Origin of the sequence: Kordiimonas lipolytica (genome assembly GCF_042651265.1) — a bacterium.
Taxonomy (GTDB): domain Bacteria; phylum Pseudomonadota; class Alphaproteobacteria; order Sphingomonadales; family Kordiimonadaceae; genus Kordiimonas; species Kordiimonas lipolytica.
The window spans coordinates 1-13,570 of the sequence record NZ_JBHSCR010000016.1; the positions used below are offsets into that span (position 1 = coordinate 1).

Consider the following 13,570-nt stretch of genomic DNA (forward strand, 5'->3'; position numbering starts at 1 on the left):
GAAATTACTACGCCATGCTGGACGAACGCCCCATGGCCGCTTAACTTAAACCAACCTGCCTCCGACAATCCCGGGGCGGTTCAGCATGGCCCCTTCCAAAATAGCAATGGGCTGACTGCTAAATAATGATACAAAAAGATACAGTATATATTAGGCTTCGACACCAAGGTGATGCGCAAGGTTATCGCCATCCGCAAGATGGATCAGGCAGACCGGCAGGAGCAGGAAGCGCTTCTGGACGTTTACCTGCACGCCATTGAAGGCGGCCAGATGCCGGAAGCCGCACCAGCCGCACCAGGCGAAGGCGACGACGAATAGGCTTTGGCTTTATTGCTGAAGTGTTGAGAAGGCGCTGGTTTCAGCGCCTTTTTTCATGGCCGGGTTATCCCTGGCGGGCTTCAGCAGTCAGTTCCGCGTCGCGCGCCAGCACCTTCTGCCAGATAGGGTCGAGGCCTTCGATCTCAAGCCCGAACAGCGCCTTCAGCGTCTCCCGGTAATCATCAAGGTCCGCGATCGTGCGTTTGTGGCTTTCGTCCGCGCGGATGGTTTTCAGTACCCGCCCCCGCATGATCTCAAGCCGGTCCGGGAAGTGCCGCTGGCACACAGCGTTCAGCACGAATACTGACTCTGGCGAGCTCTGGAGGTGCTGACACTTTCTGGCGAGCAGATCGGCGTCGGCCTGTTCTTCGGTGAAATCGAACGATGGGGCCGCGCCGTCCGGGTGGTTATGCAGCCGCCACCAGCGGTCGTCCAGCTTTTCAAGGGCGAACCGCCACTGCCGCTGCTTGAAAGGGCCCTCCTTGAGCGGCGCTGGCTCGACCATGCCGTCCCCAAAGCCGACGTCGGCCAGATAGCGCACGCCTTCAAGGTCCACCAGAAGCGCAAGGTGATTGCCGACCATCTCGTCCCCCAGAAGCGCGCGCCTGACACCTGCGGCCACGCGTGTGACGGAAAAGCCAATCTGGCCCAGGGCCCAGCCCATCAGGCCGTTCATTTCATAGCACCAGCCGCCGCGCCCGCGCCCGACGATCTTTTCGAACGCATCAGGCACGTCGATCCCGATGGGCACACCGGCCTGCACATCCAGATTCTCATACGCGATGGCGTCACTGTGCAGGCGGTGGATGCGCTGGAATGTCTCAAGATCAACCTGTGGTATTCCATTGAATCCAATACGTTTTAGATAGGCATCCAGTTGCATGGGGGCATTCTCACATTGTTTGCCTTTGTGCCAAAAACGGCATGGACACGGGCCCCATAGATTGGCAATCTGAATCCTGATGGGGCAACAACTTATAAAGTGACCACCCTTATTGTGTCTCTTCCTCCGGCTCATGAAAAGCTGTTAAAATATTATCGCGGCCTGATGCAGGATGCAGGCGGCGCCATTCCGCAACGCTCGGCTGTTCATCCATCCGATATCAAGCCGATGTTGCCCTGGATTGCGATGGCGGAACGGCAGGGGCCGCGGCATCTGGTGCCTACCATTATCGGCAGCGCGGTAGACGAGGTTTTGCAGGCCAGCTTCACCGGCATAAATCTGTTCGAATATTGGGACGAAGACATGTTCGATCCCATGGACACTTTTTATTCCAACATCACCGATGTGCCCTGCGGCGGCTACAATGTTCGAACGCTGGTGGGGCAAAACGGCCTTCAGCGCCTTTATCAAAGCTCCATGTATCCGCTTAAAGGGCGCAGTGGCAAGATCGACCGGTTGATCGGCATTATCTCGGTTGCGAAATCGGAACCGCTGCTCTCACGGTTTGGCAAACCCAAAGATATTAAAACGCTGGATGTGGCCCATATCGATTATATCGACATCGGTTTCGGCGTGCCTGAGGGTATTTGAACCATCCGCTGATCCGCGGTAAAATGCGCCATGTTTCATGACAGGACAGAGGCTGGAAAACTGCTCGCCGAACGCCTTCAGGCGTTTGAAGGGCAGGATGCGCTGGTAATCGGGCTGCCGCGTGGCGGTGTGCCTGTGGCCTATGAGGTAGCACATGCGCTCAACGCGCCGCTTGATATCCTGCAGGTGCGAAAATTGGGCGCGCCGGGCCAGCCGGAATTGGCCGCCGCCGCGGTGGCGGAAGGAAATCCGCCGCACTTGGTGCGCAACCAGAAGGTCGTCACCTTCTTCAATATCTCTGACGCTTATCTGGAAAGCACGGCCGCCGACATGCTGCGGGCCATGGCAAAACGGCGGCTTGAGATGGGCGCGGGCGACGGCCCTTTGAATGTACGTGACCGCGTGGTGATTTTGGTGGATGACGGCATCGCCACAGGCGCCACCGTCAAGGCGGCGATTGAAGCCATCCGCGCGGGCGGTGCGAAACGCATTTGTCTGGCGGTTCCCGTTGCGCCGCCTGAGGTCGTGCTTGAGATGCGCCGCCTTGTGGATGATGTCATTTGCCTTGAAACGCCTGAATATTTCCGCGCCGTTGGGGCGCACTACCGGATTTTTGATCAGGTCAGCACGGCAGAGGTCGCCGACATCCTGGCCAGTTACCGCGCGAATTAGACGCTGGTGTGATCCTCAAAGTGCCGGAGTTTTTCTGGCAGGTAGGCATCCGCCATAGTGACATCCTCTGGCCTGCCGGTTGTCAAAAGCCGAACATGGCCTGATCCGCTTTTCTGGAATTCCGGATGCCGCGCCAGATAGTCCTTCAGCGATTTCGCGACGATGTCGGGCTGGGACAGAAGCTCTGTCGATGCGGGCAGGGCGTCACGGAAATAGTCCCGTACCAGCGGGAAATGGGTACAGCCCAGCACGGCAGCATCTGGCGCAGGCACTTCTGCCAGCACTTCGCCCACAAAACCGTCAATCAGGCCGCGCATGGGCGCTTGCCCGGCACCGCCTTCAATCGCGTCCACTAGGCCAGGACAGGCCTTCTGTACCAGGGCTACATGCGGGGCACGCTTGTTCACTTCATCAAGATATGAGCCGCTCTCCACCGTTTTCCGCGTGGCGAACAGAAGGATCGAACGGTCCTTTGGCTTGCCCCCGTTCGGATGCTCCTGGCTCCAGGGCACACCGGTCAGCGCCTCCACCATCGGCACAAGAACGCCAAGGATACGCTTGTTTGGGTGAGCTTGCGGCAGCCAATCCTGCTGCAGGGTCCTGAGGGCGATGGCGGCTGCCGTGTTGCAGGCCAGAATGACAAGGTCGCAGCCCGCATCAAAAAGGGTTTCGATGCAGTCCCGCGTCATGTCCACGATCTGCTCGTTCGACCGGTGCCCGTATGGCGCGTTGGCATGGTCGCCCAGATACAGGAAATCCTGGTTTGGCATGGCTTCATGCAGGGCTTCAAGGATGGTGAGCCCGCCCGAGCCGGAATCAAAAACGCCAATCATCAGCGCGTGCGCCCTTTGCTTAAGTGTCGAGACCGTATTCAGCTACTTTTCGATACAGCGTTGACCGGCCAATGCCAAGCCTTCGTGCGACTTCGGCCATCTTACCGTCGTACCTTTCAAGCGCCTTGCGGATAATCTCCGCTTCCAGCTCATCGAACCGCTTGATATGGCCGTCACCGCTTTCGAGCGCCAGCAGCATGCCATCTGCCTGTGGCGCTTGTGTGGCAGGGCCGGGCCCAGGAGCAGAACCAGGCACAGTAGCGGGCTGGGAATGAGGAAGGGTGGGCACAGCGCCTGCGTTGGGCTGCAGATGCGGGAAATCGGCTGGCGTCAGGATGTCGCTGTCCGAAAGGATCACCGCGCGGAACAGGGCATTCTGAAGTTGGCGGATGTTGCCCGGCCAATCGTAGCTTTCAAGAAGCCTCAGCGTGTCCGTTGAGACCTGCTTGCGCGCCATGTCTTCCATGGCGGCGATCTGGTCCAGGAAATGTTCGGTCAGCGCCGGGACGTCGCTTTTGCGTTCACGAAGCGGCGGCAGGTGAATGGGGTAAACATTCAGCCGGTAATAAAGGTCTTCGCGGAAGGCACCAGTGGCGACGCGCTCTGCCAGGTTTCGATTCGTTGCCGAAATAATTCTGATATCGACTTTGATCGACTGCCGCCCGCCAACGGGATCGATTTCTTTCTCCTGGATCGCGCGCAACAGCTTCACCTGCACATCCAGCGGCAGCTCGCCCACCTCATCAAGGAACAGGGTGCCGCCGTCGGCTTCCTGGAATTTACCGATGCGTTTTTCCGTGGCGCCTGTGAAAGCGCCCTTCTCATGGCCGAACAGGATGCTTTCCACCAGGTTTTCCGGGATGGCGCCACAGTTTACGGCCACAAAAGGCGTGCCCGAACGGTCGCTGGCGTCATGGATGGCGTTTGCGAACACTTCCTTACCCACGCCGCTTTCGCCTTCGATCAATACTGGAATGGCGGCCTTGGCTGCTTTTTTGGCCAGGCCCACCGCGCGCTGCATGCTCTCAGATGTGCCCACAAGGGACTGGAAACCGACGCCGGTGGCGTGCCCAGCCATCTGATCGCGCATGGGGCCGATTTCTCCCACGAGCGAGCTGGTCTTCAGCGCTGCCTCTATCGCTGTGCGGATACGTTCGGCGCTTGCGGGCTTCACGATAAAATCATTGGCGCCGGCGCGCATGGCGTCCACCACTGTGGTGATGGAGCTGTGCGCTGTCAGCATGACAACCGGGAGGGCGGGGAACTTGGGGCGGATGGCATTGAGAACCTCAATACCGTCCATGCCGGGCATGACCAAATCCAAGAGCACGACATCGACCTTAGGGGCAGCGCGGTCCATCAGCCGGTCTATGGCTTCCTGACCGCTCATGCATTTTTCAGCGCCAAAACCTGCCCGCGTCACAATGCCTTCCAGGAGTGTGATCTGGGTGATTTCGTCTTCGACTATGAGAACGCGTTCGCTTGCCACTTTATGCCCCTGCCACCGAATCAAACTGTATCATTTCAGGACACTTGTTAACAAAGTGGTAATCATAAAATTTTACCAATCACTTTCTCTTCACATCATCATCACAAGAAATAATGTTGCTCATACGCGCAATTGCGCTACCCTTCCGTTTCAAGGCTCTGGCAGCTCGAGAGGGGCAAACCAGAAATATAAGTTTCAAGTGCTGAAGTGCCTGTTTTGTTGTCTTTAAAAAGTTCAGGGAGAACTGCTTATGAAACTGGCGGTCCTTCGGGAGCGGCGAGACGCGGAAAAGCGCGTTGCGGCCAGCCCCGAAACAGTCAAGAAACTGATCGGCCTCGGGTTCGAGGTCATCATCGAGGCAGGCGCCGGAGAAGGCGCCTCCATTCCAGACAAACAGTTTGAAGAGGCTGGCGCTTCCATCGCCAAGGACCTCAAGGCTGCAGTGAAGGATGCCGACGTCATCTTTTCCGTGCAGGGGCTTGAGGCGGCGGATGCCAAGCACGTGAAAAAAGGCGCGGCCCAGCTTGCTGTGTTGAACCCGTTCGTGGAGCGCGACCGGCTTGACGCCTACGCCAAGGCGGGCCTGATGGCCTTCGCTATGGAGTTCGTGCCGCGGATCACGCGGGCACAGTCTATGGATGTGCTGTCATCCCAATCGAACCTTGCCGGCTATAAGGCCGTGCTGGACGGTGCGGCTGAATTCGGCCGGGCCTTCCCGATGATGATGACCGCCGCCGGCACGGTGCCACCCGCACGCGTTATGGTTATGGGCGCGGGTGTTGCTGGCCTTCAGGCCATTGCGACGGCCAAGCGACTGGGGGCAATCGTCAGCGCCACAGATGTGCGTCCTGCAGCCAAGGAACAGGTTGAAAGCCTGGGCGGCAAGTTCGTGATGGTGGAGGACGAAGAGACCGCAGCGGCTGAAACCGCCGGTGGCTACGCCAAGGAAATGTCTGACGAATACAAGGCCAAGCAGGCGGCGCTGATTGCTGAAACGCTGGCCAAGCAGGACATGGCCATCACAACGGCCCTGATCCCGGGCCGTCCGGCGCCGAAGCTGATCACCGAAGAGATGGTGAAAAGCATGAAGCCCGGCAGCGTGATCGTTGACCTGGCGGTCGAGATGGGCGGCAACTGCGAACTTTCTAAACCCGGTGAAGTGGTTGAAGCGCATGGTGTCAAGATCGTGGGGCACAGGAATGTGCCGTCACGCCTGGCGGCGGATGCTTCCGCACTTTATGCCCGCAACCTGGTTCATTTCATTACACCCATGGTGAAAGAAGGCGAACTTGCGTTCGACTTCGAGGATGAGATCATCCGCGAGTCGCTTGTCACCAAGGACGGTGCCGTTGTGAACGAGCGCCTCAAGGGGGAGAAATAAGATGCATGACATCATCGTAAATCCATTTATCCAGCAGTTCTCTGTTTTCCTGCTGGCGATCTTCGTTGGCTATTATGTGGTGTGGTCTGTTACGCCCGCCCTGCACACGCCGCTGATGAGCGTTACCAACGCCATCTCAAGCGTGATCATCGTGGGTGCACTCATTGCCGCTGGACCGGAAGCCATGTCGATCTCCAAGATCCTTGGGGCCATCGCCATCGGGCTTGCTGCTGTCAATATCTTTGGCGGCTTCGCGGTTACGGCGCGAATGCTGTCCATGTACAAGAAAAAGAAATAGGGGGCCTGGCATATGACACAAATGCATGTGGACCTCACAGCCGTTGCCTACCTGGTGGCAGCTGTTCTTTTTATCCTTTCCCTTCGAGGGCTGTCGTCTCCTGAAACCAGCCGCCAGGGTAATATCTTCGGCATAATCGGCATGGTAATCGCGGTGGTGACGACCATCATGAACCCCGAGATCGTCTCCTATGACTGGATCATCGGTGCGATTGTTATTGGTGGGGCCATCGGCTTCGTGATCGCGCGCAAGATCGCCATGACTCAGATGCCCCAGCTTGTGGCAGCGTTCCACAGCCTTGTGGGCCTCGCGGCCGTTCTGGTGGCGGCCAGCGCCTTCCTGCACCCCACATCCTTCGGGATCGCGGATGCCATGGGTCATATCCACACAGCCTCCAAGATTGAGATGAGCCTGGGCATTGCCATTGGCGCCATCACTTTCTCGGGCTCTGTGATCGCCTTTGCCAAGCTGAACGGCAATATGTCCGGCGCGCCGATCATGCTGCCCGCGCGGCATATCATCAACATCCTGCTGGGTGCTGGCATTGTGGGCGGTATCGCCATGTTCGTGGTGGACCAAGACCTTGAGATCGCAGGCGTGCACATCTTCTGGATCGTCACAGCCCTCAGCTTCATCATCGGCTTCCTCTTGATCATCCCGATCGGCGGCGCGGACATGCCAGTGGTGGTTTCCATGCTGAACAGCTATTCTGGCTGGGCGGCTGCGGGCATCGGCTTCACGCTGGCGAACACGGCGCTGATTGTTACCGGCGCGCTTGTGGGGTCATCCGGTGCCATCCTTTCCTACATCATGTGTAAAGGCATGAACCGGTCCTTCATCAGCGTGATCCTTGGCGGCTTCGGCGGTGACGGTGGCCTGGCTGTGGCGGGTGCTGCGGAAACGCGGCCTGTCAAGCAGGGCAGCGCGGACGACGCGGCCTTCATCATGAAGAACGCTTCCAAAGTGATCATTGTGCCGGGGTACGGCATGGCGGTGGCGCAGGCGCAGCACGCGCTCAAGGAAATGGGCGACATGCTGAAGGACGAAGGCGTTGAAGTGAAATATGCCATCCACCCTGTGGCAGGCCGGATGCCGGGGCATATGAACGTGCTTCTGGCGGAAGCCAATGTGCCGTACGACGAAGTGTTTGAGCTTGAAGACATCAACAGCGAGTTCGCGCAGGCTGATGTGGCGTTCGTGATTGGCGCAAACGATGTGACGAACCCGGCTGCCAAGACGGACCCTCAAAGCCCGATCTTCGGCATGCCTATCCTGGACGTGGAAAAGGCCAAGACGGTCCTCTTCATCAAGCGCTCCATGGGCAGTGGCTATGCCGGCGTGGAGAATGAGCTCTTCTTCCGCGATAACACCATGATGCTGTTTGCGGACGCCAAGAAGATGGTAGAAGAAATCGTCAAGGGCTTCCATTAGAGGCCACTAACGCGTTAGAAAAGAGGCCGCCCCTGGAAATGGGCGGCCTTTGTTGTTCAGGCACGGTTCAGCGATGGCGTCATAAGGTTTTGGCAAGGACAAGACGAAAGGGTTTAGCATGAAAAATCTGATGATGACGGTAGCGACAGCCGCAGCCCTGTTGATGCCCGGCTCAGCAGCGCTGGCTGACGTGGAGGTAACCTTCTCTGACCGCTTGCAAGCCAAGATGGACCGTATCAATGATATCGACACCAGGCGCGAGGAAGCCTTCCGCGAATTTCGCACGGAAGGAACGCGCGGCGGCCTGCCACCGAATGCCAAACTGAACGTCAGCCTTTATGCCGGCACCGAATGGGGCAACGAGCGCCTGTTCCCGGATATTAAGGACTATAACGTGCCTGCGCTGTTTCAGGCGATGATGGAGCGCGGTATCAAGGAAGCCGACCCGGCTTTTGACGGCACGGTGAAGGTCAGGATCAAGAAACTTCAGATTCAGTCGTTTTCGCTGGCGGCGCTTCGGTCCAGGAACACGCAGGCAGGCGGTGATGTGACCGTGCTGGACAAGGACGGCAATGTGGTGGCTGAACATTATATCTGGGTCTCACCAGTGCCCGAATATACCGCCAGTCGCAGCTATACGGGGCCGGACTATGCTTACCGCAAGGCGGCGGTGACCACGCGGGTTGGCCCCATTGCGGCTGAATTTACCGAAAAGGCGCTGAAGAAGCTGTACCCGGACTATGACGCACCTGGCCTGGTGATCGTTGACCGCTAGGCAGCAGGCCAGATCGCTTCCGATAGTAATGAGAGAGCCGCCCCGGGGCTGGGGCGGCTTTTTCGTGACTGGTCAGAAGAAAGTCTCTCGGGAAGTTAGGGGCGGGCAGCCGCAGGAGAAGTTAGGGCCAATCATGGGCCGCCCGCCAAGGAAAGCGCCGCTGTCAGGACCGACGCAGACAAGGCGGGGCATCCGGTTCCGCCTTGCTGATGATCTTATCCCATAAATAATATTAATAATCAATTGCAAAAATGAAATAATGCAGCATATGGCCGACATGGGGTGTTGCCGCAGTTTCATTGAAAAAACTCTTAATGGTTGTGTATTGCAAACCCAAACGTTGATATCCATGACGCAGCTTCTGCGCTATCCTTAAAGATGGGGGCAGAAGGGAAGCATTCATGGATGTTCGGCAATTCGTTCGGCCGATCTTCATTGCCATGTTCTTATGTATGTCGGGGTATGTCGCACTCGCCGGCTTCCTTGCCTATCAACAGGACAAGACCTCCATTGCTGGTGAACGCCAGAAATTTCATTCCGTTATGAACCAATATCTCCGTCGGCTGGAGCTGCTCGCAGAAGATAATGCCTGGTGGGACGATGCCGTTCAAAATGTCGTTCTGGAATACGACGAGAGATGGGTGAAGGAGTCCATCGCAGAAACCACCTATACCTACAGCTTTGTGGTTGGTGTTCTTGTTATGGCGCCTGACGGATCGGTCATCTTCAGCCAGGTCCAGAACGGGCTCCCGCCCGCTGGCGAGCTGCTGGGGGCCGGGCTTGCGGATGCCGTCCGGTCACTGGAGCTTCCTGAAATTGATACACCTGCCAGCGTTAGTGGCTTTGTCGTTGCGAATGAACGCCTGTTCGCTTTCGGGGCCAGCATGGTTACCACCGGCCTTGGATTCCGGTCTGACGTTGGTAAGGACTTCTTCGAAGAGGCTCGACCGTCGCTTGTTTTCGTTTCCGAGATAACGCCAAACATTATAGCCGAGCTAGAGAGCGAATATTCCCTCAAGGGAATCGAGTTCCATACCGAACAGCCGACCGACAAGGAATTTATCCCACTGGCTTTGGCCTCCTCTGAAGGGCAGGCTGCTTACCTTTCGTGGGCCGCCACGCACGCCGGGCGCAACATGCTGATCACCCTGGTTTGGCCCACGCTGTTGATGCTGGCCATTGTCGCAGTCCTGGTGCGCATTTTCCTCAGGCGCGTGCGTATTGTCGTGGAGCGTGTGGCGGCGGCGGACAAAGCCAAGTCGGATTTTCTGGCTTCCACCAGCCATGAAATCCGCACACCCCTGAATGCCATTATCGGCTTTGCCGAAATGCTGCAGCTGGAGATTTTTGGCAAGGTGGAGGGTGAGAAGAACAAGCAATATGTTCAATTGATCCGGGAAAGCGGCGCGCACCTTCTTGCCGTCATCAATGACATCCTTGATATGTCGAAGCTTGAAGCAGGCAAGTATGACATCTTCATGGAAGATGTTGATATCCGAGACCTTGTGAATACCAGCTGTGAACTGGTGCGCGCGCTGGCGGATGAAAAAGACATCAAGGTCAATTGCGATGTCCCTGAAATCAATGTCTATACAGACAAGCGGATCGCCCGCCAGGTGCTTTTGAATGTCCTTTCGAACGCCGTGAAGTTTTCCCCTGAAGGCAGTGTGGTTGAGCTCTCAAGCTCGTCGAACGGGGACTGGTGTGCTCTCACGGTGAAGGATAACGGCATTGGTATGACGGAAGACCAACTGACGAAGGCGCTGGAGCTCTTCGGGCAAGTGCGCGGCGGCGTCCACACCAAACACGCGGGCACTGGCCTTGGCTTGCCGCTTGTGGTGCGTTTTATGGCGCTGGTTGGTGGTGGTTTTGATATTGCGTCGGAAAAAGGTGTGGGTACGGAAATCACGCTAACCTTTCCCACGCACTCTGTCTCCGTGCCGGACTGACGGGCTTTCTGGGCTCCCTGGAGGCTATAAACCTTTTGGCAAGAACCGGGACTTAGACTGATGTGGGGTCCTGATTTGGGTGGGAATGAATATTGGATTTTCTTACCAGACTGTTTGCACCGGCTGTCCTGCTGTGTGCTGTGACGCTAAATGCTGGCACTGCGCATGCCGGGGATAACAAGCTGACTCTTCTTTATGCCGACCTAGCACCCTATGTGACAGCCTCATCCGATGGGGCGCAGGGCTATCTGGCTGATCACCTTGAAGCGGTGGCGAAGGGCGCTGATGTCGAATTGGAATGGAGCTATATGCCCTGGTATAACCAGATGGCGCTTCTGAAGCGTGCGCCTGGCAATGTCTGTGCAGCGGCTTTGTTCGCCACCGAGGCCCGGCGCGAATTTCTTGTATTCACCGAAGCCATCGGCAAGGATTATGGCATGGTCGTGGTGGTCAGGAAATCCGATAAAAGGATCGGGGGCCACCGGTCTCTTGTGAGCCTTCTGGATGATGCCCGCCTTAAGGGAATCGTGCAGGTGGATACATCCTACGGGCCTTATGTTGATCCGCTTCTCAAAGGCCGGGACCTTATGGTCGCCTCCACTTCCACGCCGCGGACTCTCAGGAATCTCGCTGCCGGTGTTGGTGATTTTTTGATCGTGACCAAGCCGACTGTTGAACATCTGATCGTGCAATATAACCTTGGGGATCAGCTCGCTATCATCGCGGACCTTACGGATATGCAGGACGATATCTTTTTCTATATCGGGTGCACCAAGTCAACGGATGGGGAAGCCCTGGCCCGCCTGAACCGGGAACTATTGCGCATGGGGCCGGTCTGCCCCGACGGGCCTTGCCGCTGACGCCTGTCAGCCTTTAGGCGGCTTTGGAAAAAAGGCGCTGGTGCGCTTGATGTAATCCGCGTAATCGGGCCGGCGCTTCTTCAGCGATTTTTCCAGAAGCGGTACGCCCGACCATTTCATCAGGAGGAAGGTCATAAGCGCAGGCGTGAACACTAGCGTCAGGTCATGGCCGATCAGCCATAGGCCCCACCAGACGCAGGCATCGCCGAAATAGTTCGGGTGCCGCGTCCAGGCCCAAAGGCCAGTGTCCAGCACCTTGCCTTCACTCAAAGGGTCTGCCTTGAAGCGTGAAAGCTGCCAGTCGCCCACCCATTCAAAGAAGGCACCGAGGGCCCAAAGAGCCGCTCCCGCGTAGGCCCAGCCGTCAAGGCCGCGCGCGGGTTCTGCCAATAGCCCTATAACCGGTGCTGCGATGACCAGAATAAGCGCGCCCTGCATGCCGAAGACAAACCAGGCCGTGAATATATGGCGGCTGACGCCTGTGCGGGCGCCGATGATTTTCACATAGCGCGGGTCTTCGCCATGGGCCAGATAGCGCCTGAACAGATAGACGGAAAGCCGCACAGACCAGGCCGCCAGCAGAGCTAGTACCAGCGTTTGCGCGGGGCCAAGGGCGGGAAGTGTTGTCGCGCCCGCGCCCGCTGCGATCAGGAATCCCGTACCCCAGAAGGCATCGATGAAGCTCACGTGCCCGCGCAAGATGCTGATGATCCAAAGGGCCAGAAGGCTGGCGGCAAGAGCGGTTGCGCCTGTTAAATAGATGTCGGTCATTCGTGCTCCCCAGGGTGTGTTCGGACAGTGTACGAAATTCTATGTCAAATCGATCAAAAATCCGAAGTTTGTTGGCGCGGGCGGCTGCACCATGTATAGGAAAACGGGTTGGAACAAGGATCAGATGTGACAGAACAGGCAACCATTATCGATTTTTTGGGTGCCAGCCTACGGGGGCTGGAAGCCTCCGGCCGTGCTATTTTGAGCCCCAACCAGCAGAAGCTGGCGGATGATATTGCAGACGCGCTTGATCGCGAGCTCGAGGACATGGTCAGCCAGCTTGAAGCTGTCGCCTCCTGCCAGCAGGAAGAAGACCTGGAAGACGATACGCCGGAAGAAGAGCTGCCCCCTTTCGCTGCTTTCTGTGCTGGTCTTCGCCGTATTGGCACCACGCTTCTGCCGCATCTAGTGCATGAATTTGTGAGGTTATGCGAAAGTCGCGATGTCCCAACCGGGCCATTCCGCTGGATTATCCAGGCACGCGCCGACGCCTTTGTTGCCTACTTGCTGCAACTGGCGCAGGTGCATGGTCTGGCGTTTGATGACACGCTCACAAAGGTGGGGCGGACAGAGCAGATCGCGCTTGCAAATCTGGGGGCGGACCTTCGGGTGGCCATGCAGAGAGAGCTTGAAGGGCTTGACTAAAGCCCTAAAAATTGTTCAGCAATTGTTCAGACAGCCCTTGGTAGGGTAGCCGTGAAATGAGACGAAAGGTGAGACAGAAAATGAAACAAAAATCCCTGTTCTCCGCGGCATTAGTAGCAGTACTCGCGATTTCTTTCGGCACGACGTCTGCGGACGATGACGGTGAAAAAGAAAAGACGCGGGGCGAAAAACGCCTTGAGCGCATTCTTGAAAAATATGAGCCAACGGGCGAAACGCGTCACTGCGTGCCGCTCCGGTACCTGCGGGATTCGCAGATTATCGACGATCAGACCATCTTTTTCCATGGGCTCGGCAAAAAGGCCTATATGAACAGGATGCCGCATCGCTGCATCAGTCTGGCGCGGGAAGAGCGCTTTATGTACAGCACCTCGATTTCCCAACTGTGTAAGTCGGAGATCATCACAGTACTCGACAGTTTTGGGCGTCAGTGGGGCAGCTGTGGTCTTGGCGAGTTCGAGGAATGGCAGAAGAAACCAAAGTCGGACAAGAATGACGAGTAACTGAGTCTCTCATCCAGTGCTTATTTAAGCGAAAGTTTAGGAAATCCGGGGGCTTCAGGCCCCCTTTTTGCGTTTTGTCGCAGGCGAATGGCG

General features: G+C 57.2%; 15 protein-coding genes. 11 read left to right on the plus strand and 4 right to left on the minus strand.

Annotated elements, in window-relative coordinates:
• Nucleotides 1-147 precede the first annotated feature (147 nt).
• Nucleotides 148-318, plus strand: a complete 171-nt coding sequence (locus ACFO5Q_RS15325) for a DUF2312 domain-containing protein (RefSeq protein ID WP_269448966.1) — start codon at nt 148-150, stop codon at nt 316-318.
• 64 nt (nt 319-382) lie between these two features.
• Here ACFO5Q_RS15325 and ACFO5Q_RS15330 read toward each other — a convergent pair whose 3' ends face one another.
• On the minus strand, nt 383-1,201 hold the full coding sequence (locus ACFO5Q_RS15330; protein ID WP_068146736.1) for an arylamine N-acetyltransferase family protein: 819 nt from the start codon (nt 1,199-1,201) through the stop codon (nt 383-385).
• A gap of 99 nt (nt 1,202-1,300) precedes the next feature.
• On the opposite strand from ACFO5Q_RS15330, the gene ACFO5Q_RS15335 reads away from it, so the two are divergent.
• Together ACFO5Q_RS15335 and ACFO5Q_RS15340 are read left to right on the plus strand one after the other, a co-directional pair.
• Nucleotides 1,301-1,852: a PAS domain-containing protein gene (locus tag ACFO5Q_RS15335; RefSeq protein ID WP_068146738.1), complete on the plus strand. Its 552-nt coding sequence runs from the start codon at nt 1,301-1,303 to the stop codon at nt 1,850-1,852.
• Nucleotides 1,853-1,882: 30 nt separating this feature from the next.
• Nucleotides 1,883-2,524: a phosphoribosyltransferase gene (locus ACFO5Q_RS15340; protein ID WP_068146740.1), complete on the plus strand. Its 642-nt coding sequence runs from the start codon at nt 1,883-1,885 to the stop codon at nt 2,522-2,524.
• On the opposite strand, the gene ACFO5Q_RS15345 is transcribed toward ACFO5Q_RS15340, so the two are convergent.
• Together ACFO5Q_RS15345 and ACFO5Q_RS15350 are read right to left on the minus strand one after the other, a co-directional pair.
• A complete protein-coding gene (locus ACFO5Q_RS15345; RefSeq protein ID WP_068146742.1) occupies nt 2,521-3,357 on the minus strand; it encodes a glutamate racemase in 837 nt (278 codons plus the stop codon). The genes ACFO5Q_RS15340 and ACFO5Q_RS15345 overlap by 4 nt on opposite strands.
• 19 nt (nt 3,358-3,376) lie before the next feature.
• The gene (locus tag ACFO5Q_RS15350; RefSeq protein WP_068146745.1) at nt 3,377-4,846 is read right to left on the minus strand and encodes a sigma-54-dependent transcriptional regulator; all 1,470 of its coding nucleotides are present in this window, start codon (nt 4,844-4,846) and stop codon (nt 3,377-3,379) included.
• A gap of 250 nt (nt 4,847-5,096) precedes the next feature.
• Between ACFO5Q_RS15350 and ACFO5Q_RS15355 the strand changes: the two genes are divergently transcribed.
• The 6 genes from ACFO5Q_RS15355 to ACFO5Q_RS15380 all read left to right on the plus strand — a co-directional run bounded on the left by ACFO5Q_RS15355 (nt 5,097) and on the right by ACFO5Q_RS15380 (nt 11,540).
• Complete coding sequence (locus tag ACFO5Q_RS15355; protein WP_068146748.1) at nt 5,097-6,227, plus strand: Re/Si-specific NAD(P)(+) transhydrogenase subunit alpha; 1,131 nt, start codon at nt 5,097-5,099, stop codon at nt 6,225-6,227.
• A gap of 1 nt (nt 6,228) precedes the next feature.
• A complete protein-coding gene (locus ACFO5Q_RS15360; RefSeq protein WP_068146751.1) occupies nt 6,229-6,525 on the plus strand; it encodes an NAD(P) transhydrogenase subunit alpha in 297 nt (98 codons plus the stop codon).
• A gap of 12 nt (nt 6,526-6,537) precedes the next feature.
• Nucleotides 6,538-7,956 (plus strand): NAD(P)(+) transhydrogenase (Re/Si-specific) subunit beta, encoded by a 1,419-nt coding sequence (locus tag ACFO5Q_RS15365; RefSeq protein ID WP_197421019.1) that lies wholly within the window; start codon nt 6,538-6,540, stop codon nt 7,954-7,956.
• A 118-nt stretch (nt 7,957-8,074) separates the two neighbouring features.
• A complete protein-coding gene (locus ACFO5Q_RS15370; protein WP_068146753.1) occupies nt 8,075-8,731 on the plus strand; it encodes a hypothetical protein in 657 nt (218 codons plus the stop codon).
• A gap of 401 nt (nt 8,732-9,132) precedes the next feature.
• A complete protein-coding gene (locus ACFO5Q_RS15375; protein ID WP_068146755.1) occupies nt 9,133-10,680 on the plus strand; it encodes a sensor histidine kinase in 1,548 nt (515 codons plus the stop codon).
• A gap of 92 nt (nt 10,681-10,772) precedes the next feature.
• Nucleotides 10,773-11,540, plus strand: coding sequence for a substrate-binding periplasmic protein (locus tag ACFO5Q_RS15380; RefSeq protein ID WP_068146758.1), 768 nt, complete (start codon nt 10,773-10,775; stop codon nt 11,538-11,540).
• A gap of 6 nt (nt 11,541-11,546) precedes the next feature.
• On the opposite strand, the gene ACFO5Q_RS15385 is transcribed toward ACFO5Q_RS15380, so the two are convergent.
• Nucleotides 11,547-12,311 (minus strand): DUF1295 domain-containing protein, encoded by a 765-nt coding sequence (locus ACFO5Q_RS15385; protein ID WP_068146761.1) that lies wholly within the window; start codon nt 12,309-12,311, stop codon nt 11,547-11,549.
• 108 nt (nt 12,312-12,419) lie between these two features.
• Here ACFO5Q_RS15385 and ACFO5Q_RS15390 point away from each other — a divergent pair, with 108 nt between their 5' ends.
• Together ACFO5Q_RS15390 and ACFO5Q_RS15395 are read left to right on the plus strand one after the other, a co-directional pair.
• The gene (locus ACFO5Q_RS15390; protein WP_068146764.1) at nt 12,420-12,956 is read left to right on the plus strand and encodes a hypothetical protein; all 537 of its coding nucleotides are present in this window, start codon (nt 12,420-12,422) and stop codon (nt 12,954-12,956) included.
• Nucleotides 12,957-13,036: 80 nt separating this feature from the next.
• Nucleotides 13,037-13,477, plus strand: coding sequence for a hypothetical protein (locus ACFO5Q_RS15395; protein ID WP_068146767.1), 441 nt, complete (start codon nt 13,037-13,039; stop codon nt 13,475-13,477).
• The last annotated feature ends 93 nt before the right edge of the window (nt 13,478-13,570 follow it).